The organism is Neobacillus sp. PS2-9 (assembly GCF_030915525.1).
Taxonomy (GTDB): domain Bacteria; phylum Bacillota; class Bacilli; order Bacillales; family Cytobacillaceae; genus Neobacillus.
In genome coordinates, this window is sequence record NZ_CP133269.1 from 1,998,922 (window position 1) to 2,018,746 (window position 19,825).

26 protein-coding genes are annotated in these 19,825 nt (G+C 36.2%); 18 read left to right on the plus strand and 8 right to left on the minus strand.

What is annotated here, in order from left to right:
* Positions 1–43 precede the first annotated feature (43 nt).
* From RCG25_RS10030 to RCG25_RS10040, 3 genes are all read left to right on the plus strand, one after another.
* Positions 44–853 (plus strand): hypothetical protein, encoded by an 810-nt coding sequence (locus tag RCG25_RS10030; RefSeq protein WP_308083525.1) that lies wholly within the window; start codon positions 44–46, stop codon positions 851–853.
* Positions 854–949: 96 nt separating this feature from the next.
* Positions 950–1,873 carry a CobW family GTP-binding protein gene (locus RCG25_RS10035; protein WP_308083526.1) on the plus strand — a complete coding sequence of 308 codons (924 nt, stop codon included), beginning with the start codon at positions 950–952 and terminating at the stop codon, positions 1,871–1,873.
* A 79-nt stretch (positions 1,874–1,952) separates the two neighbouring features.
* Entirely contained in the window at positions 1,953–2,774 is an 822-nt protein-coding gene (locus tag RCG25_RS10040) for a hypothetical protein (RefSeq protein WP_374121044.1), read from the plus strand.
* A gap of 59 nt (positions 2,775–2,833) precedes the next feature.
* On the opposite strand, the gene RCG25_RS10045 is transcribed toward RCG25_RS10040, so the two are convergent.
* Positions 2,834–3,079 carry a DNA alkylation repair protein gene (locus RCG25_RS10045; protein WP_308083527.1) on the minus strand — a complete coding sequence of 82 codons (246 nt, stop codon included), beginning with the start codon at positions 3,077–3,079 and terminating at the stop codon, positions 2,834–2,836.
* Between the two features lie 89 nt (positions 3,080–3,168).
* On the opposite strand from RCG25_RS10045, the gene RCG25_RS10050 reads away from it, so the two are divergent.
* The gene (locus RCG25_RS10050) at positions 3,169–3,453 is read left to right on the plus strand and encodes a hypothetical protein (protein ID WP_308083528.1); all 285 of its coding nucleotides are present in this window, start codon (positions 3,169–3,171) and stop codon (positions 3,451–3,453) included.
* Positions 3,454–3,463: 10 nt separating this feature from the next.
* Positions 3,464–3,937 carry a FixH family protein gene (locus RCG25_RS10055; RefSeq protein WP_308083529.1) on the plus strand — a complete coding sequence of 158 codons (474 nt, stop codon included), beginning with the start codon at positions 3,464–3,466 and terminating at the stop codon, positions 3,935–3,937.
* A gap of 25 nt (positions 3,938–3,962) precedes the next feature.
* Here the strand turns inward: RCG25_RS10055 and RCG25_RS10060 are convergent, their stop codons facing one another.
* The 4 genes from RCG25_RS10060 to RCG25_RS10075 all read right to left on the minus strand — a co-directional run bounded on the left by RCG25_RS10060 (position 3,963) and on the right by RCG25_RS10075 (position 5,478).
* Positions 3,963–4,379 (minus strand): hypothetical protein, encoded by a 417-nt coding sequence (locus RCG25_RS10060; protein ID WP_308083530.1) that lies wholly within the window; start codon positions 4,377–4,379, stop codon positions 3,963–3,965.
* A gap of 99 nt (positions 4,380–4,478) precedes the next feature.
* A complete protein-coding gene (locus RCG25_RS10065; RefSeq protein WP_308083531.1) occupies positions 4,479–4,955 on the minus strand; it encodes an Hsp20/alpha crystallin family protein in 477 nt (158 codons plus the stop codon).
* A gap of 22 nt (positions 4,956–4,977) precedes the next feature.
* Positions 4,978–5,220, minus strand: a complete 243-nt coding sequence (locus RCG25_RS10070; RefSeq protein ID WP_308083532.1) for a spore germination protein — start codon at positions 5,218–5,220, stop codon at positions 4,978–4,980.
* 15 nt (positions 5,221–5,235) lie between these two features.
* On the minus strand, positions 5,236–5,478 hold the full coding sequence (locus RCG25_RS10075) for a spore germination protein (RefSeq protein WP_307287127.1): 243 nt from the start codon (positions 5,476–5,478) through the stop codon (positions 5,236–5,238).
* A gap of 223 nt (positions 5,479–5,701) precedes the next feature.
* On the opposite strand from RCG25_RS10075, the gene RCG25_RS10080 reads away from it, so the two are divergent.
* Together RCG25_RS10080 and RCG25_RS10085 are read left to right on the plus strand one after the other, a co-directional pair.
* Entirely contained in the window at positions 5,702–6,469 is a 768-nt protein-coding gene (locus RCG25_RS10080) for an SDR family oxidoreductase (RefSeq protein WP_308083533.1), read from the plus strand.
* A gap of 102 nt (positions 6,470–6,571) precedes the next feature.
* Positions 6,572–6,730, plus strand: coding sequence for a hypothetical protein (locus tag RCG25_RS10085; protein WP_308083534.1), 159 nt, complete (start codon positions 6,572–6,574; stop codon positions 6,728–6,730).
* A 52-nt stretch (positions 6,731–6,782) separates the two neighbouring features.
* Here RCG25_RS10085 and RCG25_RS10090 read toward each other — a convergent pair whose 3' ends face one another.
* Together RCG25_RS10090 and RCG25_RS10095 are read right to left on the minus strand one after the other, a co-directional pair.
* On the minus strand, positions 6,783–7,343 hold the full coding sequence (locus RCG25_RS10090) for a GNAT family N-acetyltransferase (protein WP_308083535.1): 561 nt from the start codon (positions 7,341–7,343) through the stop codon (positions 6,783–6,785).
* 308 nt (positions 7,344–7,651) lie between these two features.
* Positions 7,652–8,779, minus strand: a complete 1,128-nt coding sequence (locus RCG25_RS10095; RefSeq protein WP_308083536.1) for an amidohydrolase — start codon at positions 8,777–8,779, stop codon at positions 7,652–7,654.
* 185 nt (positions 8,780–8,964) lie between these two features.
* On the opposite strand from RCG25_RS10095, the gene RCG25_RS10100 reads away from it, so the two are divergent.
* From RCG25_RS10100 to dapF, 7 genes are all read left to right on the plus strand, one after another.
* Positions 8,965–9,288, plus strand: a complete 324-nt coding sequence (locus RCG25_RS10100) for a DUF4870 domain-containing protein (protein ID WP_308083537.1) — start codon at positions 8,965–8,967, stop codon at positions 9,286–9,288.
* Between the two features lie 95 nt (positions 9,289–9,383).
* Complete coding sequence (locus RCG25_RS10105; RefSeq protein WP_308083538.1) at positions 9,384–9,581, plus strand: PLDc N-terminal domain-containing protein; 198 nt, start codon at positions 9,384–9,386, stop codon at positions 9,579–9,581.
* Positions 9,581–10,489 (plus strand): ABC transporter ATP-binding protein, encoded by a 909-nt coding sequence (locus tag RCG25_RS10110; RefSeq protein ID WP_308083539.1) that lies wholly within the window; start codon positions 9,581–9,583, stop codon positions 10,487–10,489. Before RCG25_RS10105 ends, RCG25_RS10110 begins: the two co-directional genes overlap by 1 nt.
* Positions 10,486–11,265, plus strand: a complete 780-nt coding sequence (locus RCG25_RS10115; protein ID WP_308083540.1) for an ABC transporter permease — start codon at positions 10,486–10,488, stop codon at positions 11,263–11,265. The genes RCG25_RS10110 and RCG25_RS10115 overlap by 4 nt, the downstream gene beginning before the upstream one ends.
* A gap of 132 nt (positions 11,266–11,397) precedes the next feature.
* Complete coding sequence (locus RCG25_RS10120; protein ID WP_308083541.1) at positions 11,398–12,252, plus strand: patatin-like phospholipase family protein; 855 nt, start codon at positions 11,398–11,400, stop codon at positions 12,250–12,252.
* Between the two features lie 304 nt (positions 12,253–12,556).
* Complete coding sequence (locus RCG25_RS10125; RefSeq protein ID WP_308083542.1) at positions 12,557–13,348, plus strand: hypothetical protein; 792 nt, start codon at positions 12,557–12,559, stop codon at positions 13,346–13,348.
* Positions 13,349–13,429: 81 nt separating this feature from the next.
* Positions 13,430–14,413 (plus strand): diaminopimelate epimerase, encoded by a 984-nt coding sequence (gene dapF / locus RCG25_RS10130; protein WP_308083543.1) that lies wholly within the window; start codon positions 13,430–13,432, stop codon positions 14,411–14,413.
* A gap of 9 nt (positions 14,414–14,422) precedes the next feature.
* On the opposite strand, the gene RCG25_RS10135 is transcribed toward dapF, so the two are convergent.
* The gene (locus RCG25_RS10135; RefSeq protein ID WP_308083544.1) at positions 14,423–16,267 is read right to left on the minus strand and encodes a DNA ligase D; all 1,845 of its coding nucleotides are present in this window, start codon (positions 16,265–16,267) and stop codon (positions 14,423–14,425) included.
* A 127-nt stretch (positions 16,268–16,394) separates the two neighbouring features.
* Between RCG25_RS10135 and RCG25_RS10140 the strand changes: the two genes are divergently transcribed.
* The 4 genes from RCG25_RS10140 (at position 16,395) to cspD (ending at position 19,746) form a co-directional block, all read left to right on the plus strand.
* Entirely contained in the window at positions 16,395–17,252 is an 858-nt protein-coding gene (locus RCG25_RS10140) for a non-homologous end joining protein Ku (protein WP_308083545.1), read from the plus strand.
* A gap of 126 nt (positions 17,253–17,378) precedes the next feature.
* A complete protein-coding gene (locus tag RCG25_RS10145) occupies positions 17,379–18,341 on the plus strand; it encodes a nucleoside hydrolase (protein ID WP_308083546.1) in 963 nt (320 codons plus the stop codon).
* 122 nt (positions 18,342–18,463) lie between these two features.
* Positions 18,464–19,357, plus strand: coding sequence for an NAD-dependent epimerase/dehydratase family protein (locus tag RCG25_RS10150; RefSeq protein WP_308083547.1), 894 nt, complete (start codon positions 18,464–18,466; stop codon positions 19,355–19,357).
* Positions 19,358–19,545: 188 nt separating this feature from the next.
* Positions 19,546–19,746 (plus strand): cold-shock protein CspD, encoded by a 201-nt coding sequence (cspD, locus tag RCG25_RS10155; RefSeq protein ID WP_308083548.1) that lies wholly within the window; start codon positions 19,546–19,548, stop codon positions 19,744–19,746.
* Positions 19,747–19,825: the final 79 nt, after the last annotated feature.

The window sequence follows — 19,825 nt, forward strand, 5'->3', positions numbered from 1 at the left end:
CCGAGAATGGACAATAAATAAATGGGATGGGTGGTTAAGTAACTTGAGAAAGCTTTGTATTGCTGTTATTGTATTTTCATTTTTAGGCTTTGGTCCCTTGAAATCATTTTTTCAAAATGATGAAAAAACAGATGGTAATCAAATTGGTGAAGATTCGTTTATGCAAAAATTGAAAGAGACAACCCAATTTCTTCCCTTAAGTGGAGAAAACTCAAAAGTAGAAACATTTTTAATAACGGAAAATGAGATTAATAATAATTCTTCAAGACCGAATCTAGCTATTATTATTAGTCGTGATGCTGCTAACAAAAAATTATCTTATGGAACTGCTCAAATTCCTCCTATTAATGATGAAGGGGACTTTGGCACTCTAAAAGAAACGGTTGAAAAAAATTATCACATACCAATTGACTATTGTTTTATTATTGATTCTTCTGGTGCAGCTAGAATTCTTGATTTACTTGCTCCAAATGGAATTCCGAGTCCACTTGCAACATACCATGATGTGTCAGACCCAGAAGTCCTGAAAGGAAAAGAAATTGTTGACCTTATAAATCAACTGCGTGAACTACCTAATAGTGAGGACTACCTTGTGGGTGTAATTTCAGCGATAAGAAATGAAGTGAATAAGAATCAAGCTGCAAACCAATGGTTTACAATGGTCCCAGCACTCCTTAATGAAGCGCGACATAGCGTAAAAACGGATATTGCTAAGGGAGAATTATTGGAGATAGGTCTCTCAGCCATCATGAATCCTATAACTAAATTCAAACTGATTCACATGAATGAAGAACAGTCAAAAGCAGTCAATGGTGATTTCGAGGACAAAGATAAAAAACCAATGATTAATTAACGACTAAAAAAGCGAATGGAATCATTCGCTTTTTTGGATTCTTATCCACTTATTCATATATAATAAAGGGAACAAGATAGAAGAAGGGATAGAAAGATGAAAAAAGCAGAGATTTATATTTTATCAGGATTTTTGGGGAGCGGGAAAACGACCTTATTAAAACGCTTACTAGAGGATGAACGGAGCCTAGGTAGAAAAGTAGCTGTCATGATGAATGAATTAGGACAAGTCTCGATTGACTCCGATGCGATAGACGATGACGTCGAGTTGAAAGAGTTACTTGGGGGATGTATCTGCTGCTCCATTCAAGATAAGCTTGAATCCCAGCTTCAAGGTTTATTAGTTGAAGAGAAACCGGATGTCATTTACATAGAAACAACGGGAGCGGCCCATCCTGTGGAAGTATTAGATGCCATCCTTTCTCCATTATTTGCAGATAAGTTATTTGTTAAGGGTATTATTACGACAATAGACGGTGCAAGGTGGAAAAATCGAAAGGCATTAAGTCCACAGCTACAACAGTTAATTTTAGAGCAAGTAAGGCATGCGGACATAATTATTGTAAATAAAATAAATGAATTAGAAGAGAAGGATCAAGCAAGTATTACCTTTGAAATTCAATCCATTAATTCGAATGCACGATGTCTTCTTACAAACTTTTCACAAGTAGCAATAGGGGATATTCGAAAGCTCTCTGTTTCATTTGAGGATGCTGCCAAAAAAGATTCCCAACGAATACCACTAAATCTGACAACATTCGTTTATCAATTTAAAGGCGCAGTCAGTCACTCTGATTTTGAAGTGTTTTTAAAACAACTCCCTGAAACAATTTACCGAATAAAAGGTTATGTAAAGTTTAGTTCATCTGATTTTCCAACTTTATTTCAATTTTCATATGGTATGCCTTTATACATGAAGGAAAACATGAATTTACCCTTAAACCTTGTGTTTATTGGTGAGAATATCGATTGGAATATACTTCAACAACAGCTCAACGTTCTTGAAAAAAATAAAGAATAATGAAACTAGAGTGAATGATAAAAGTCTCTTCAGGTAACTCTTTTAATGTAGTCAAAAACCATTAAAAGGGGGATTTCAATTGAAGAAGGCAGTTAGCATTTTAGTATTACTCTATATCCTCTTTAATGGACAATGGGTTCTTGCTCAATCTGATATTGACTATAAAATTGAAATGTTAAATTGGAATGAAGTCAATCAAATCTTACCAAAGTACTCAAAATTTATTGTCTTGGATGTAGAGACCGGAAAACAATTTCATGTGCAAAGGCGAGCAGGTAGTCACCATGCGGATGTGCAGCCGTTAACTCCAAAGGATACGAAAATAATGAAAAAAATATATGGGGGTAAATGGAGTTGGAAACGACGGGCAATAATTGTTATTCATAAGAATCAGTGGATTGGAGCATCGATGCATGGAATGCCCCATGGAGCAGGTGCGCTTAAAAATAATTTTCCTGGTCATTTTTGTATTCACTTTTATGGTAGTACGACTCATCGAACAAATTCCATGGACTTATCACATATGCTGATGGTCTTAAAAGCATCTGGAAAATTAAATGAATACTTGGGTAAAGCAAATCCTTATGACGTAATAGACGCCTATATTGCAGGTATAAAACAACATGATACAAGAATTACCTCACAAATTTCTTTGCAAAAGAATAAGTGGAGATCAGTATTTAAATTAGTTGAAAATATTAGATTAGCTCGAATGGAACGTCTACCAGCAGAGGACTTAACAAGCGAAATTAGTTTGGATGTTCCAGTTGAAGTTGATTGGTACATAAAAAATAGGGGAAGACAGACCTATAAAGAAACGATTCATTTAGTTCGCTTTTCACCATCAGATGCCTGGAAAGTGGATTCAGAGCATTTTTTAACTAAGAATAATCTCCCATAGGAAAAAAACACCTTTATATGAGGGTTGCCTCAAATAAAGGTGTTTTTATTATGTGAAAATTATCTAGGTTGTTCACCAAACTTAATAAACGTTCGCTCATCTTCAATTAACCCGCAAGCACCGCATTGAACTCGATAGTCTGGTCCATTGTAGGGGAGATGAAATGGTTCTAGAGTGCTTTCCTCGTATTCACGAACCACTACTCCAGACTGAGGATCTAGCTTTACCGAATGGGATACTTGCTGAATGATATTAAATCGACTTCGATTCGTTTTGCAATTTGGACATTTATATGGAGTTGTCATTGCTTTTCTCCTTTCAATAAATTGTTAAAATCTATTTTTTGCAATAATGTTAGTAAATATGTAACAATGCTATTGAGGCTAAAGGAGGAATGGAGTTGCAGCAAGAGTTGGAAAATTTCGATCAATTATTAGAGGAGTATCGTTCGATTTGGAATAACCGTTTATTACATAAAGGAGAATGTAGTAGCGAAGAAATATTAACCGAAGCAATTAAACGAGAGCTGCTAGATGAAAACTCACATCCAAGAATTAGAAAAAATAAGTATGAAAAATATTTTTTTGCGATAAAAAGGATAATAAATTCTTCAGTCTCCGATCAAACAAAAGTAGCTTTAATAAAAATTCACATGGAAATTATGGAAACAATCAGTTAGGGGGAGAGAGATGAAAAAGCTTGTACTTGTTTTTATTTCAGTTTTAGTTTTAAGCCTTATGGCATCATGTAGTAATCAGGATGAAAATCATTCAGAACAACCTCAAATGCTAGATGTAGACTTGACTGTTAATCCTGAAAAGGGAGAAATTAATGAACCAATAACATTCAATGCAAAAGTTACACAAGGTAAGGAAATGGTTAATGACGCGGATGATGTCATATTTGAGATTTGGCGTTCAAAAGATGAAAAACATGAAAAAGTAGAAATTAAAAATCCAAAGGATGGTGTCTATAGTCTGGAAAAGGCCTTCCAGCAAGAAGGGACATACTATATTATCTCTCATGTCACCGCAAGAGATATGCATAATATGCCTAAAAAGGAATTCATCGTTGGAACACCGAGTGAACCAGAAGATGCAGATGTAAAAGATTCGATGGATGGAATGGAAATGGATCAAAAGGAAAAAAAAGACCATAATTAAAAAACAGCCTCTTTGGGGCTGTTTTTTATGAAGGTTCCTCTTTTTTTGCTTTTAAATTCACTTTAGCTGTTTTCCCTAGCTTATCATTAAGTTTTTCGTTTAGTTTTTCGTTTACCTTTTTGCTGATTTTATCTGAAAGTTCACCTTCGTAGTTGGTTCCAATATTTAATCGCCCTGATAATTCCTTAATTCCTAACTGTCCGAAGTTGTTGGCGTAATCTACATGGTGAATGACAATTTGATCTACTTTTAATTGCTCAATTAAAATGGTTGGAGGGCTTTCTCTTTCCTTTGAGTCTGTAGGTTGACTATTGCTTTCTGGTTCTGCAGTATGCTGAAATTCATAAATAGACGCTTCTAAGAAAGAGAGCTTCTTTTCCAATTCTGCTATTCTCAGTGTCAATTTTTTATTTACTTTAAATAAACGAAAGAAGAATTGCATATAAACCCTCTATTCAGAATTGGAATATGAAAGGTAAGATGAAGGGGACCTACTTTCATCATATTTAACTTTATAAGAAACATGCAAAAAAAAAGACGTTTACAAAATTTCTGTGACGTCGATTTGTGAATACTGCATATCAATATTTTTTGGGATTTTTACCTCAAGCATATTATCTTTATAGTTGGCAGTTGCTCCCTTTTTTCTCACAATGGCTGGCAGGGTAATGACATGTTTATCGTCATGCTGTGGGATATGTTCAACAATCAGCTGGTTTGTTGTATGGTAAATACGAAGATTTTTTATCCATTCATCATGTTTGATCGGTATACGAACGAAGACAAAATCATGGGTTTCAAAGGCTGTAGAATTCAACCCTCCTGTTGCTGACTGTTGGTGAGATACGGGTGATTGAAAACCGCTGAAAAAATCTTGCGGATTCATCCCCCCACGCATATTTGAAGGCATGATTTTCCCCAATAAATCCTGAACATAGTTATCAATTTCCTCAGGCTTCATTTTCTGCATTTTGTCTTTCATATCCTTATTGAAGGGGAAAATATTCCAAGGGAACATCACATTTCATCCTTTCAGTTTGTTAAAATTGATTAGTAATCGGTGAGGATGGGTTCAGAATTTGGTCCTGATCACTTATATCTGTATCCGCTACCCCATTTGTTGAAAAAGAAGTGCTTGGGGAAAAATCTCCAAGTGCCATGTTAGTTCCTACCCATTTTGTATTTGCAGTATGGCTATTATGGACTGCGGGCCCTAAAGAGATATTGGCATTGTTATTTATGGAATTAGTTTTGATATTAAAAATATTTATTTGAAAAGGCATGGATTTTCAGTCCTTTTACATTTGATTAGAAACAACGTTTGCTGGATTTGCAATATCCCCCATATCATTTACATCAGGATCAATAAATACATTTTCCATGGCTGCAGTAGGAGGGGCAAAATCTCCAAAGGATGCATTTTGTCCTTGTGATTTCTGGTTGGCAGTATGCGCATTATGAAGGGCTTCCCCGATGTTGACAGACCCGTTGTTAGATACACTGTTTATTTTCAGGCTAAAAATATTTATTACAGTCTGCATCCTGTCACATCCTTTATTAGTTTTCCATTGGAGCGCAATCTTTCGGGGCTCCGCTTTGGTTGTTACCTCATACTATGCAACTGATTGCCCATCCGTTATTACTTCTTAAGATAATCCCATTTAGAAGCGGGTTCCATTCTCCAAAGTTTATTATTTGCATATATAATTGAATCTTTTTAACATATAGTATAGAGAAGGATTCTAAAATAGAGAGGTAATGTTCGTGAAAAAGAAAACGGCTTTGATTACAGGAGGAGCTTCTGGCATTGGCAAAAAAACGGCAGAGCATCTTGCGGAAAATGGATATCAGCTTGTGATCAACTACCGAAATAGTGAATCAGAAGCTCTATCATTAGTAAAGCATCTGAACGAAAGCTATGGGACAAAAAATATAGCCGTTCAGGGGGATGTAGCTATAGAAGAGGATTGTCATCGTATAGTAAGTGAAGCTTTTTCCTTCTTTACTTCCATTGATGTCTTAATACATAATGCTGGACCCTACATACATGAAAGAAAAAAGTTGACTGAATATTCATTTGAAGAATGGAATTATCTATTAAGTGGGAACTTAACGTCAGTTTTCTGTTTGTCGAAATTAGTTATTCCTTCCATGCGTAAACAAAAATGGGGAAGAATTGTTACCTTAGGTTATGATCGAGTTGAAACAACACCTGGTTGGATTTATCGTTCAGCTTTTGCGGCAGCAAAGGCAGGATTGGCCTCTTTAACTAGGACGATTGCAATCGAAGAAGCAGAATTCGGAATAACTGCTAATATGGTTTGTCCTGGAGATATTACAAATGAGTGGAAAGTAAGCAATATTAAAGAGTCTTATGAAGCTAATAATGGATTAATTGGCAGGCAGGGAACTGGGGAGGACGTTGCAAGAGTCATTGCCTTTTTAACAGATGAAAAGTCTGATTTTATTACAGGGAGTATTATTCCAGTCACAGGTGGGGTGGATGTATTAGGTAAGGTATCAAAATCATAAATTTCTGATAACCAAATTTTTAGAACAATTTGATTTTCGGGAATGAAAACAATTCCTTTTGTGGATAATAGAAAGTAATCATCCATGAAAGGAGCACAGAATATGAGTTTTAATATGAATAGAATTAATCCAAATCAAACACAAGTATTTTTTCATGATGGCCGCTTTGAAACATTAACAAATGAGGAATTAGAAGACTTTATGCTCCAAATGGGTTTAACTGATGTGAATGAAACGATAGAGCAAAACGTGACGGACTAATATCATTACTAAAATAAGTAAAAAAAAGCAATCGGGATTGAACCGATTGCTTTTATGCTTCCAATAATTGTTGGTCGTCTGTTTGTGATAGGCCATTGCGCAAATGATATAAAGTGTATAAATCTTTTGGTATCTCGTATAAATCGTATATATCGCCACTAGCATTTAATTGTTCATAAATTGTTTTTCTTGACTCGTTAGCTTTCACTACATAAGGTAGTTTTTCTGCTGCTCTTAATGAGCGAACATTTACCTTTCGAATACGCATAAAAACAGTTTCAATTCCTACTTCGTAAAAAAGCTCGTTGAAAAAGGCGTCTTTAGCTGGGCTATTGTATCCTTTTCCATGGTAAGGTTTCCCAAGCCATGTGCCTAAAAACCCAGCGTTATCTTCAATATCAAATAAATTAATGGTACCAATCGGCGTACCCCATTCATCAAGAATCGTTCTTGAGATTAATTCACCGCGCTCTTCAGCTTCAATCGTTTGTTTTGTAATAAATAAGAATTCTTCATATGAATCAGCTTTATGACGTACAAAAGGGAAGACATCTGGGTGCGTCATTAATTCGTATAATGTGTGGCTGTCATGAAGATCACGTTTTTTAAGCATGAATATCCCTCCATTAGGGCATACCGATCCCATGTCAGAAGAAGAAGCGGCCCACCCTCGAAATTTTTTATAAAGTTACTTAAAAAATTTCGGGGTGGGAATCGAACCCACTAGAACCAGTAAAACTGGTGGCGCACCATTTGCCTTCCCTATATCATTTTTTTTGTTAATGGATTTATGAAAAAACCCCCAAAATTCTTCAGTCCTAAATGGACTCACTTAGAGTATGATACAAGAAAAAAAGAAAAAAAGGAATAGTTTTTTTGGTGGAATTTCGATAATATTTTTTACCAATTTTCAACAAAATTCTACGTTTCTGAATACACTATTTCTCCACCAATCATCGTCCATTTCGGCTTTGCTAAGTAATGGAAAGGATGATGGCTCCAAAGGACTAAATCGGCATCCTTCCCTACTTCAATACTTCCTACACTTTGGTTTATTTTTAAGTTCTTTGCTGGAAGAATAGTGATACCCTCAAGGGCCTTTTGTTCAGATAATCCTTCCCGTACAGCAATTCCTGCACAAATATTTAAATATTGTATAGGTGTATAGGGATGGTCTGTTGTAATGGATACTTCGACACCGTGGTTGGTTAACTCTTGATATGTTTTCCATGTCTTGTTCTTTAATTCAACCTTAGACCTACGAGTTAAAGTTGGACCCACAGAAACTTTTAGATTTAAATCGGATAGCTCATTAGCAATTAAATGACCTTCTGTGCAATGTTCTATTCGTAAATCCAAATTAAACTCCTCAGCAAAGCGAAGGGCAGAAATAATATCATCGGCACGGTGAGCATGAATTCTTACAGGAATCTCCCTTTTAAGTGCCATAACAATTGGAGCCGTTCTAAGATCCTCTGGGGTATCAGAATGAAAAGCTTTATAAAAAGCCTCTCTTAGCATCCCCATAATCCCCATTCTAGTAATGGAATCATTATTTCCTTGACTGTGTATCCGCTTTGGATTTTCTCCTAAAGCAATTTTTAATCCTGCCACTTCCTGTACAATCATTTTCTTAATATTTTTACCTGTTGTTTTAATTACAGAGGTAGTCCCGCCAATGACGTTTGCACTTCCTGGCATGACATGTACGGTTGTTATTCCGCTTTTAACTGCATCGGTAAACGCCTGGTCTAATGGATATACCCCATCCATAGCCCTAATATGGGGTGTTAAAGCTTCAGCCGTTTCATTAGCATCATTTCCAGCCCAGCCAGTTCCTTCATCATATAGACCTAAATGGGTATGCACATCAATAAAGCCAGGAAAAAGAAAGTGCTGATGACAATCAATAATTTTAACACTAGAATCTGTTTTGATATTCAAACCCACTTTTTTAATTTTACCGTTTTCAATCAGCACATCCCCTGATTGAATGGGATTGGTGGTAATTGGATGAATAGTTGCGTTTTTTAATAGTATTTTCATCATAATAGAACCTTTCTTCTAGGTGATAATGTATTTTATCTATTTTAGCAACATATGTGCCTAAGGAAAAGCAGGAAATTGTTAGTATTATTATATTTTTCCGATTTCTTATGATTTTTGAAACATTTAGAAGGATGAAGCGTAAATAATAAGGTAAGATTAAATATTTCCAATTGGGGGAAAAGAAAATGGCTCAAAGTGAAGAGAGATTATTGGCTGCTGGTATCTATGTTTTAAGTTTATTTTTTCCAGTTTTGGCTCCATTAATCATTTGGCTGATAAAGAAGGATCAGTCTTCATTTATTGATTATCATGGCAAAGAATATTTTAACTTCTTAATTTCTTATACCGTTTACTTTATTATTAGTGGATTATTAATGATTATTCTTGTAGGAATTGTGACCACTGCGATCTTGGGTATAATGCTGCTGGTATTTACTATTATTGCGGCTATAAAAGCTTATGAAGGAAATGAGTACAGATTCCCTTTAATTTTCAGATTAATTAAATAAAAAATCCTGCTCGGCAAAATTTTTTGTCGAGTTTACATTGCGTTTATAGTACAATAGTCTTATAAATTAAGAAATTATGGAAGGGGGATTTAAGAATGGATTCTATCGTAAGTAATCTTCCGATTATTGCACCAATCTTTATTATCCAACTTATTTTAATTGTTGTTGCAATCATAGATTTAGTTAGGATCGACCAAACCAAGGGACCGAAATGGATATGGGTAATTATCATCTTGTTCGTAAATATAATTGGACCGATTCTTTATTTTGTGATTGGAAGGAGAAATAACTGATGTCTCTTGTCCAAATACGTGGGTTGAAAAAGAGTTTCCAAGGGACGAAAGTAATAAAAGGGCTGAATTTCACATTAGGAAAAGGGAAATGTATTGCCCTATTAGGTCCAAACGGGGCAGGGAAAACCACGACACTTAGGATGCTTTCAGGTTTAATGAGCCCAACAGAGGGATCAATTATCTTTAATGATGCTAAAAAAGGAGAAGACATCCGTCATTTAATTGGTTATCTACCGCAATTTCCTGTGTTTTACGAATGGATGACTGGATTGGAATTTTTGTCATATACAGGGAAATTGGCAGGATTAACAGGTAAAGAGGCCAGGGAGCGGTCAAATGAGCTTTTAGAGCTGGTAGGAATAGTAGAGGCGAAAAATAGAAGAGTAGGTAAGTATTCTGGAGGGATGAAGCAAAGGCTCGGAATTGCTCAGGCTTTAATCCATCGTCCTCAGCTCATCATGCTGGACGAACCTGTTTCTGCATTAGATCCGATTGGCAGGAGAGAGGTATTAGATCTTATTGAGGGATTAAGAAAAGAAACTACTATTCTATTTTCTACCCATATATTAGGTGATGCTGAAGAAGTGTGTGACGAAATTCTGTTTTTACATAAAGGGGAAATTGTCGAATCTGGGTCCATGTCAGAATTACGTGAACGTTATCAGCAAGCTAAAATTGATTTGTATTTTAAAGGTAAAGCAGAGGAATATGCCTCATTCTTTTCAACCCATGAGGTAACAAACTCTGTTATGAACGAAAGCAATCGGATGAGCATTTATGTTAAAAATTTAGTTCTTGCGAGGTCGGCATTTTTAAAGGTAATTTCTGATCATAATCTACCCCTTGAAAAGTTTGAGATTAGTAGTATGACCCTCGAAGATGTGTTTATGAAGGTGGTGGGGAAATGAACCAATGGATGATTTTGCTGCAAAAAGAAATGCTGGAAATGTGGAGAAATTATAAATGGATTTGGGTACCGATAACTTTTATCCTACTTGGCGTTCAAAAACCTTTAACCTCTTATTATATGGAGCAAATCCTAGACTCATTTGGAGGTCTTCCTGAGGGAGCTAAGGTCGAAATTCCAACACCTTCTGCAGCTGAGGTATTAATTCAAAGCCTTGGAGAATACACGTCACTTGGCGTATTAATTATTGTTCTCACAACTATGGGGATTATTGCTGGAGAAAGGAAAAGCGGAGTCGCTGCTATGATTCTAGTGAAACCTGTTTCCTATCTTGCCTTTATAACTTCCAAATGGATGGGTGCTCTACTTTTAATCTGGTTTTCTTTCTTGATGGGTTACTTGGCTACTTGGTATTACACTGGTATTTTATTTGACTGGATATCGTTTGCAAGCTTTTTCCAATCGTTTTTACTATACGGTTTATGGCTTACAGTTGTCATAACAATCACGTTGTTCTTTAGTGCTTTACTATTAACGCCAGGGATTGCTGCTTTCAGTTCATTGGCAGTTGTAATTGTTATCAGTCTAGTTAGCAGTACCTTATCAAATCGTTTGGAATGGAGTCCAGCTCAACTAACAAGTTATGCAAATGAAGTACTTATGCATAAAGGATTTTCAGATTATACTTTACCAGCAAGTTTAACTGCCGCCGCTTGTATCATTATTCTATTATTTTTAAGTGTATATGTTTTCAGAAAAAAAGAGCTTGCCGTCTAGTGGTAAGCTCTTGTTGCATTTTATGGTTTTAACACTTTTAATAGAAGCCTTTTCGTTAGGCAAAAATTCTTTCATGGTCTATAATGACTATTATTGGAATTTGCAAAGGTAAAGAGAAAGGACGAAGCAACCATGTTCAATCAAGTCGGCTTGGTTTTAGAAGGTGGCGGGATGCGTGGGGTTTATACCGCTGGGATCCTTGAATATTTCTTGGAACAAGAATTATTTTTCCCTTATGTTATTGGTGTATCAGCTGGTGCTTGTAATGCGGCCTCTTATTTGTCAAAGCAAAAAGGGAGAAATAAAACCGTAACGATAAAGTATGCAGCGGACCCAAGGTATATTTCATGGCAAAATTATTTTAAAAACCGTCAGTTTTTTGGAATGGATTTTATTTTTGATGAGATTCCCAATAAACATGTGCCATACCATTATGATGAATTCTACAAAAATCCTTCTGAATTTGTTGTAGGGACGACAGACTGCCTAACGGGAGAGCCTGTCTATTTTAAGAAGCAAGATTATGATAAGGATCTTCTTACCGTATTACGGGCATCGAGCTCCTTGCCATTTATAGCCCCTGAAGTTCGGTTTAAAGACAAGGTCCTGCTTGATGGGGGAATAAGTGACCCTATTCCTATTAAAAAAGCTCAACAGGATGGTTTTAAAAAGAATATTGTCATCCTTACAAGAAATGAAGGATATTTGAAGAAACCTTCCAAGTTTCATTTTCTTGTGAATCGTAAGTATCCGGAATATAAAGGCTTACAACAGTCCTTAAGAAATCGATATCAAATATACAATGAAACACTCTCCTTTTTAGAAAAAGAAGAGAAAGCTGGAAACGTCCTTATCATTCGTCCTTTACAGCCATTAACGGTAGGGAGAATGGAAAGAAACCCAACTAGGTTAGAAGCGTTGTATCATCAAGGGTATGAGGACGCCAAAGCATCTATGTCCTCCATACGTCAATATATTGAAATGTAAGAGAAGTGTCCCTAGAAGGCACTTCTCTTTTCTTAGATAAAAGTTGTGTTAAAGAACAGTGTTGATTTTTATACCCTGTTGATTGGAGCGGAAGGCACGAAGACTCCTGTGGGAGTATGGTTCAGGGGAGACCCGCAGGCGCATGCGCCGAGGAGGCTCGCCGAAACACCCACGGAAAGCGAAGTGCCTGGAGCGGAAATCAACAGGCAATTTTAACAGAGCCTATATAATAAGAAAACTTCTATCATTTTTTTGCAGTCTAGTAAATAAACTAGTATAAGAGAACTGATAAGGAGTTATCTTAATGAAAATACATGAATATTACCGAGATACAGCCAATATAAACTTAAATGGTAGTATTGCAGCTCTAGTACCAGCCATCATAATCGTGGCAGGCAATCTCTCTTTTTTTAAAAGTAATGAAGTTATGTTATTAACCATTCCATTTCTTATTTATAGTTTGATCTCATTTCAATTCTGTCTATTTAGACTAAAGCAATCCATTTCAATTAGCAGACATATGGGAGAAGCAAAGTCTAAGAACAGATCTTACTCTATAGCCTCTGCTAGGAATCTTTTAGTATTTTACATGAGTACACCGACGGTACGTTTATCTCTTTATTTTCCTGACGGTCACTTAGCAGGGGTTCTTAAAAAACATGATGGAAAGTGGCTGGATAGGATTAAGTTTAGAAAAATGTATGTACTTTACAATTCGGAGGAAGAACCCATTGGATTCTATAAAGTAAAGGGAGGCAGCGTTCTAAAGATAGAAGTATATGATGAACAGCTGACATATTTGGGGTGCTTTAAACGAGAAAAAAACGGTTTTCTAAAATATAAAAAGGAATTTTTGGATCAAACAGGAAAAACGATTGGCTTTATCCAAGGAGCAACTACTTTTATGGATGAAAAGGTTTTAGATCATAGTCATCATCAACTAGGAAGACTTCGAAGAGGTTGGATGCCGGTATCGTGGAGTCCATTATTCCCAGATCCCAATACTCCTGTACTGTCCTTTAGAGAGGTTCTTTCAGAAAAGGACAAGCTGCTAAAAATGTCGTTATTAATTAATGAATACTTTATTGAGAGATAAAGGAGTCAGATGGTTTCCCTCATTACCAATGTTTGATATGATATATTAAACAAATTTACATCTTCAAGTGGGGGATATACAGTGCAAATTGAACTAATAAAAGGTCATGGGTCGGGCAATGATTTCCTGATTATCGATGAGATATCCAATGAATATTCATTTACTGAAAGTGAACGGGCTAAAATGGCACAAGTGCTTTGTAATAGAAATACTGATTTAGGTGCAGATGGAATACTTTTTGTTATGAAGAGCGACCATGCTGATGGGAGAATGCGTGTATTTAACGCGGACGGTTCGGAAGCATCAATGTGCGGCAATGGATTACGACTTGTTGCGAGATATATATGTGAATTACTCGGCTTAAATGAAGCAGTAATAGAAACAATGAAAGCCAATTTAAGAGTTAGTAAACAAAATGACATATTTCCAAATATAAACACCTATCAAGTGGAAATTTCCCCTGTATTGTTTAATTTATCAGCTTTACCGTTAAATTTAGAAAAACCAACTCTTTTTAATGAGCGAATAGAAGAACTTTCAGATGAGTTGAGGTTTACTGCACTTGCGGTTCCTAACCCACATTTAATTACAATTGTAGAAACAGAACAAATACAAGGGGATCTGCAAAAGAACCTAAGTGAGAGAGTAAATGGTCCGAATCATTTGTTCCCAGACGGAGTAAATGTCAGTTTTGTCAAATCCTTGGAGCCGGGGTCCATTTATGTTAGAACATACGAACGAGGTGTAGGGTTTACTAATGCTTGTGGTACGGCTATGTCTGCGTCCTCACTTGTGACGTGTTTAACAGGTTTAAATACATTAGAAGAGGTCATACAGGTTTATAATAATGGAGGAAAGGTCCAGTGTGTTGTCCATGAAAAGGAAGGAAAATACACAATAGATTTAATAGGAAATGCAACTTATCTTTACAAGACTGAGGTTACAGTTGATCTTGATAATGCATTAATTTCAACCAAAATTAGGAATGAATTTTCCGAACAAAGGACCTATGAGAAGCTTCAAACACAAGCGCAACAATTTATTGGGAATAACATGGAAGGATAAGGGCTCTCCTTATCCTTTTTCTACTATACCTTTTTTTAAAAACTCAAGTACTGGTCCAAACGGTTGAAGTTGTTTGGTTTGGAAGTAATCATTAAAAGGGTCTCCTTGCTCTCGTATACGTTTTAGGGCATTTTCCATGTTAAAGGAAATCAGCTGTAGACTTTCATCTACTTCCTCCCAGTAAAGTGGTGTCGCTACCCCACCATGCTCATTCCCTCTCATAGAATAGGGAGCAACAATGGTCTTGCCCTCACTATGCTGAACATAGTCTACATAGAGGCGATTTCCCCGATTTTTCTTCATTCTTTCAATGGTAAAGGAGTCGGGATCCTTTGATATCAAGTAGTCTGCAATAAAGCTGGTAAAGAGTCTCGTATCCTCATAGGAGTATGTGTTTTCCGGCAAGGGAAGATAAATTTGTAATCCCTTATTTCCAGAGGTTTTAATAAACCCAATTAAATTTAATTGATCAAGAACTTCTTTTATAAAGAGGGCGGCTCTTATGGCTAAATGGAAGTAGTCCTTTGAAGGAGGATCTAAATCAAAAACAATTTCACTTGGGCCCTTGCTAGTGGTTGTTTGAAATGGGATATGGAATTCAATGGCAAGCTGGTTACCAAGCCAAACGAGAGTTTTTAAATTATTGCAAAGTATGTAGTCAATTCCTTCAGAAGTAAAGGTTTGTACAAATTCAGGTGCATACTCAGGACAGTTCTTTTGATAAAAAGCTTCACCGAACATTCCGTGAGGATACCGAATGACTGTTAATAACCGGTTTTTTAAAAATGGCAGCATATACGGGGAAATTTCCCGTAAGTACAGGATATAATCTGCTTTTTGAATCGCCAGTTTTTCCCAGAGTGGTTTATCTGGATGGGTAATCTCAAGGTCTGCTGGTAAGTTCTTTTGTGCAAAAATAAATCGTTCATATGTGCAAGAAGATGGTTCAATTTCAAAGCGAAAACGGTCAAAATGAGGTTCACGGAGCTGGTTATCGTATAGTTCCAAATACTTCACTTCAAGGCAGATAGCAGGTTCGACATAAATAAACTGTGCATCTTCTCGTATCATATTTTGCTTAATTGTTTGTTGCAGTGCCTTTTTTTCCTCAGGTTTAAATCCGAATAGGACTTGCCCTACACTATAAACCTTTTCATCCCTATATACACCAACATAAAAATATCCATTTGTTTTATCATAAGTTGTGATGAAACAGCTGACATATTTCCAGTTTTTATACTTCAACCATTGTATGGATCGTTTTCCTTCCTCCCATTGGCTATTTTTATACTTAGCAATAATTCCTTCACCATCATATAAGATAATTTTCTCCCAAAGTTCATTAAAATCCTCATATGCATTTACAAATTGAAGTAATTGGTCATTATACGGGTCGGAATCTAAGTCAAAACCCATGATGATAAATAAATTCCTTAATTCTTCTTTTCGTTTTTCGAATGGTTGAATAGAAATAGGATTTCCGCGAAGGAGCAATAAATCAAAGACCATTAGGCGACAAGGAAAGCGTGTAGCTTGGTCATTGATTTTTTTTTCAGATTTTAATCGGCCACGAACTTGGATAGCCGAAAAATTAGCTTTGTGCGTATTTTCTAGTGATACAAGTTCTCCATCTAAACGAAGAGGGAGATATGGTTTAAATTGTTCTTCATGTTTCAATAAAAACTCCTTTATTTCAGGAAATTGAGGTAAAAGGGTCTTCCCATTTCTGCTTGTTAGCTCAATCCCCTTGGAGGTCCAGTCTAAAATGGCACGAAAACCGTCGTATTTCACCTCGTACACCCAATTGGGACGAACAGGCAGTTCAAAAGTCAAACTAGGCAGCATCGGCTTCATGGCACAACGTCCCTTCTTTTTTATTATATTGTTACAATTTTAGTTTCTTCATCCTTTTCCAATTGTTTTTATGAATGTAAGAACCGAAGAAACACAAAATAAAAACAAAAAGAATGGAGAATGATTTATGCATACGATGTGGAAGGGAAGTATCAGTTTTGGACTTGTTAATATCCCCATCAAGCTCCATACGGCAACAGAAGATAAAGACATAAAGCTTCGCACCTTGCATAACAAATGTCATGCCCCGATTAAATATGAAAAAATTTGCTCCGTTTGTGAAGAAGAAGTGAAACCGGAGGATATCGTAAAGGCATATGAATACACAAAGGGAAAATTTGTTGTTCTTGATCAAGAAGAACTTGAAAAATTAAGAAAAGAAAACGAGGAAAAGGCAGTAGAAATTATTGATTTTGTAAAAATAGAGGAAATTGACCCGATTTATTTTGATAGAAGTTATTACATGTCTCCCAATGAAGGAGGAGGTAAGGCATACTCCTTGTTACGAAAGGCATTGCAGGAATCACAAAAAGTAGGATTGGCCAAAATAATAATTCGTTCAAAAGAACAGCTTGCGGTTATTCGTGTATATGAAAATACATTAGTGATGGAAACGATTCATTATCCTGATGAAGTTCGTAAAGCTGGTGATGTGCCGAATGTCCCTTCAGAGGATAAAGTGACACAAAAAGAACTAGATACAGCTATTTTATTAATTGATCAGTTGACTTCCGTTTTCGAGCCTGAAAAATATACGGATGATTATCGAACCGCACTTCTTGAATTAATTGAATCCAAGCGGACTGGTAAAGAGACAGTTACTACGGCTGCAAAGGAAGTACCTTCAAATGTGACAGACTTAATGGCAGCTTTACAAGCATCAATAGACCGTACGAAGCCAAACAAAATAGCGGCACCTAAGAAAAAAGCAGCAACAAAAGCAACCAAGGCAACAAAAGTGCCTAAAGTAAAGAAGGAAGCATAAAATAAATGATTCACAATAGGCTGATTCTCTATATAAGAGTCAGTTTTTTCTGTGCCTATCCATGTTCTTGTATTTCTGTTCTAAGCATAGGTTTATAAAAATTAGCAACTAAATGGAGGAGAGGCAATGGCTTATAATGTGCTTTTGTTTGCAGATCCCGGAGTAGATGATTCATTTGCAATAATGTACGCCTTACTTAATCCGAAAATTAATTTAGTTGGTGTGGTAAGCGGATATGGCAATACACCAAAGGAGCAGTCAATCAGAAATACCGCGTATCTTTTAAGTCTAGGTGGTAGAGGAGATATCCCTATTATTGGCGGAGCGGCAGGTCCCTTATCAGGAGAACTCGTGCAATACTATCCAGAAATACATGGGAAGGAAGGATTAGGCCCCATTAAACCTCCTGATACGTTAAAAAATGTAAAGGTTTATGACTTTAATAAGATTCTTGATATTGTTAATCAATATAGAGAAAATCTTATTATTGTCTCTGTTGGTAGATTGACTGAATTGTCCTTGATGTTTATTCTCTATGGAGATAATGTTTTAAAAGATGTCGCTGCATTTTATATAATGGGTGGGGCCTTTTTGGTGCCAGGAAATATCACTTCAGAAGCGGAAGCTAATTTTTTTGTGGACCCAATCGCGGCGTATACAGTCATGGAAAAAGCGCATAATATATACCTACACCCATTGAATATAACCAATAAAGCAATTATTACACCAGAAATCATTAATTACCTCTCAGAGAATAGTCCTACTCCTTTTAAACCACTAATTAAACCAGCCTTTGATTATTATTTTAATGCTTATCAAACAAATGTCCCTGGAATAAAAGGCGCCCCCCTTCATGATGTTGTCCCCCTTATGGCCTTGACCAATCCTGAACTCGTAAAGTATATCCCAAGGCGTGTAAGAGTTGAACAGTTTGGTAATGCAAAAGGAAAAAGTATTGCAGATTTCCGTCCAAAACCTGACAAAGAACCAATTGAAAGTTTAGACTACATTGGAATGGAAGCAGATATACAGAAATTCGCCCAGAATTTTACAGAAACTTTTTTGCGTGGTGAATTTCAAAAAGAATGAAACTCTTATGGGGTTTCATTTTCTTTATTGTGAACGGTAGTTTTTCATGTTGGGATTTAAAAAAAGGAATTTTTCAATTGGACGGTGAATATTAAGAAAGAATGGAAAGGGGGAAAAGTGAAATGGAACGAGTGCTGGTTTTAGGGGGAACACAATTTTTCGGGAAGTTGCTTGTGGAAAAGCTGCTCAACGAAAACATTGCTGTGACAATTGCGACAAGAGGACAATCGAAAGACCCTTTTGGAGAGAAAGTAGAAAGATTAATTATTGATCGTGAGGATCGGGCTTCACTTATCCATGCATTTAGTGAAAGGAAATGGGATGTTGTTTATGACCAATCGTGTCTTTCCCCGCAAGAAGCAAAGGATGCTGCGGAAGCACTGAAGGGGAAGGTAAAGAGGTATATTTTCACCTCAACTATGGCTGTTTATGAGTATGGGGATAAGCATGTAGAAGAAGATTTTGATCCATTCAGCTTTCACTTTCAATTTAAAGCAAGAAGGGATTATCCAGGATATTTGGGATACCAGGAGGCAAAAAGGGCTGCAGAAGCTTATTTATTTCAAGAGACCGATTTTGATGTAGTGGCCGTTCGTTTTCCACTTGTCATAGGTAAAGACGATTATACGAATAGACTCAAGTTTCATGTAGACAGGGTCTTAGATAGGAAGCCAATAGGCATTAAATTTCCGGATGCGAAATACAGTTTTATTACATCAGATGAAGCAGCTAAATTCCTTTTACATATGGGGCGTGATGTGTTTACAGGACCTATTAATCCAGGGTGTAAGGCCGATATTTCCTTAAGGAGTTTTCTTGGGAAAATAGAGGAAATAACCGGGGAAGCAGCAGACATAACTTCAGAAGTAACAAAGGAAAATTCCTCACCATATGGTATGGATGGTTCTTGGTCTATTAATACTAACAGAGTGAACCATTTAGGATACCAATTTACTGATTTAAATGAGGTATTGGATGAATTAATTCAGTATTTTATGAGAGTTAAAATAAATTGACTATTAGTGTAAAGTGTAATAAACTAAAATTACGCTTATAAGTTCGTTAAATATTTATTCGTTTAAGTAGCCGTAACTGCACGGAAATGTGGGTGATGTCTATTGCCCAAACGTGACAGTACGTCTTTTTTATTATTTTTAAATGTTCAGATAAACTTAAAGTGAACAAAATCTTGGGGGTTATATTGATGAGTAACGGTAAAGTAAAATGGTTTAATGCAGAAAAAGGTTTTGGATTTATTGAAGCAGAAGGCGGTCAAGATGTATTTGTTCACTTTTCAGCTATCCAATCAGAAGGCTTTAAAACATTAGAAGAAGGCCAATCAGTTTCTTTTGAAATCGTTGAAGGCGCTCGCGGACCACAAGCTTCTAACGTAAAATCAGCTTAATCTTTAGAAAATAAAAGGGTGATGCATACGACTAAAGCATCACCTTTTTATCTATATTTTTTCACTAGAAAAAGAGCTT

What these genes read in the sequence shown, in the direction of transcription:
- RCG25_RS10035 (WP_308083526.1), top strand. Translation starts at nt 950, where the DNA reads ATGAAAAAAGCAGAGATTTATATTTTATCAGGATTTTTGGGGAGCGGG.
- RCG25_RS10045 (WP_308083527.1), bottom strand. Translation starts at nt 3,079, where the DNA reads ATGACAACTCCATATAAATGTCCAAATTGCAAAACGAATCGAAGTCGA.
- RCG25_RS10050 (WP_308083528.1), top strand. Translation starts at nt 3,169, where the DNA reads ATGGAGTTGCAGCAAGAGTTGGAAAATTTCGATCAATTATTAGAGGAG.
- RCG25_RS10055 (WP_308083529.1), top strand. Translation starts at nt 3,464, where the DNA reads ATGAAAAAGCTTGTACTTGTTTTTATTTCAGTTTTAGTTTTAAGCCTT.
- RCG25_RS10060 (WP_308083530.1), bottom strand. Translation starts at nt 4,379, where the DNA reads ATGCAATTCTTCTTTCGTTTATTTAAAGTAAATAAAAAATTGACACTG.
- RCG25_RS10065 (WP_308083531.1), bottom strand. Translation starts at nt 4,955, where the DNA reads ATGTTCCCTTGGAATATTTTCCCCTTCAATAAGGATATGAAAGACAAA.
- RCG25_RS10070 (WP_308083532.1), bottom strand. Translation starts at nt 5,220, where the DNA reads ATGCCTTTTCAAATAAATATTTTTAATATCAAAACTAATTCCATAAAT.
- RCG25_RS10075 (WP_307287127.1), bottom strand. Translation starts at nt 5,478, where the DNA reads ATGCAGACTGTAATAAATATTTTTAGCCTGAAAATAAACAGTGTATCT.
- RCG25_RS10085 (WP_308083534.1), top strand. Translation starts at nt 6,572, where the DNA reads ATGAGTTTTAATATGAATAGAATTAATCCAAATCAAACACAAGTATTT.
- RCG25_RS10090 (WP_308083535.1), bottom strand. Translation starts at nt 7,343, where the DNA reads ATGCTTAAAAAACGTGATCTTCATGACAGCCACACATTATACGAATTA.
- RCG25_RS10095 (WP_308083536.1), bottom strand. Translation starts at nt 8,779, where the DNA reads ATGATGAAAATACTATTAAAAAACGCAACTATTCATCCAATTACCACC.
- RCG25_RS10100 (WP_308083537.1), top strand. Translation starts at nt 8,965, where the DNA reads ATGGCTCAAAGTGAAGAGAGATTATTGGCTGCTGGTATCTATGTTTTA.
- RCG25_RS10105 (WP_308083538.1), top strand. Translation starts at nt 9,384, where the DNA reads ATGGATTCTATCGTAAGTAATCTTCCGATTATTGCACCAATCTTTATT.
- RCG25_RS10110 (WP_308083539.1), top strand. Translation starts at nt 9,581, where the DNA reads ATGTCTCTTGTCCAAATACGTGGGTTGAAAAAGAGTTTCCAAGGGACG.
- RCG25_RS10115 (WP_308083540.1), top strand. Translation starts at nt 10,486, where the DNA reads ATGAACCAATGGATGATTTTGCTGCAAAAAGAAATGCTGGAAATGTGG.
- RCG25_RS10120 (WP_308083541.1), top strand. Translation starts at nt 11,398, where the DNA reads ATGTTCAATCAAGTCGGCTTGGTTTTAGAAGGTGGCGGGATGCGTGGG.
- RCG25_RS10125 (WP_308083542.1), top strand. Translation starts at nt 12,557, where the DNA reads ATGAAAATACATGAATATTACCGAGATACAGCCAATATAAACTTAAAT.
- RCG25_RS10135 (WP_308083544.1), bottom strand. Translation starts at nt 16,267, where the DNA reads ATGAAGCCGATGCTGCCTAGTTTGACTTTTGAACTGCCTGTTCGTCCC.
- RCG25_RS10140 (WP_308083545.1), top strand. Translation starts at nt 16,395, where the DNA reads ATGCATACGATGTGGAAGGGAAGTATCAGTTTTGGACTTGTTAATATC.
- RCG25_RS10145 (WP_308083546.1), top strand. Translation starts at nt 17,379, where the DNA reads ATGGCTTATAATGTGCTTTTGTTTGCAGATCCCGGAGTAGATGATTCA.
- RCG25_RS10150 (WP_308083547.1), top strand. Translation starts at nt 18,464, where the DNA reads ATGGAACGAGTGCTGGTTTTAGGGGGAACACAATTTTTCGGGAAGTTG.
- cspD (WP_308083548.1), top strand. Translation starts at nt 19,546, where the DNA reads ATGAGTAACGGTAAAGTAAAATGGTTTAATGCAGAAAAAGGTTTTGGA.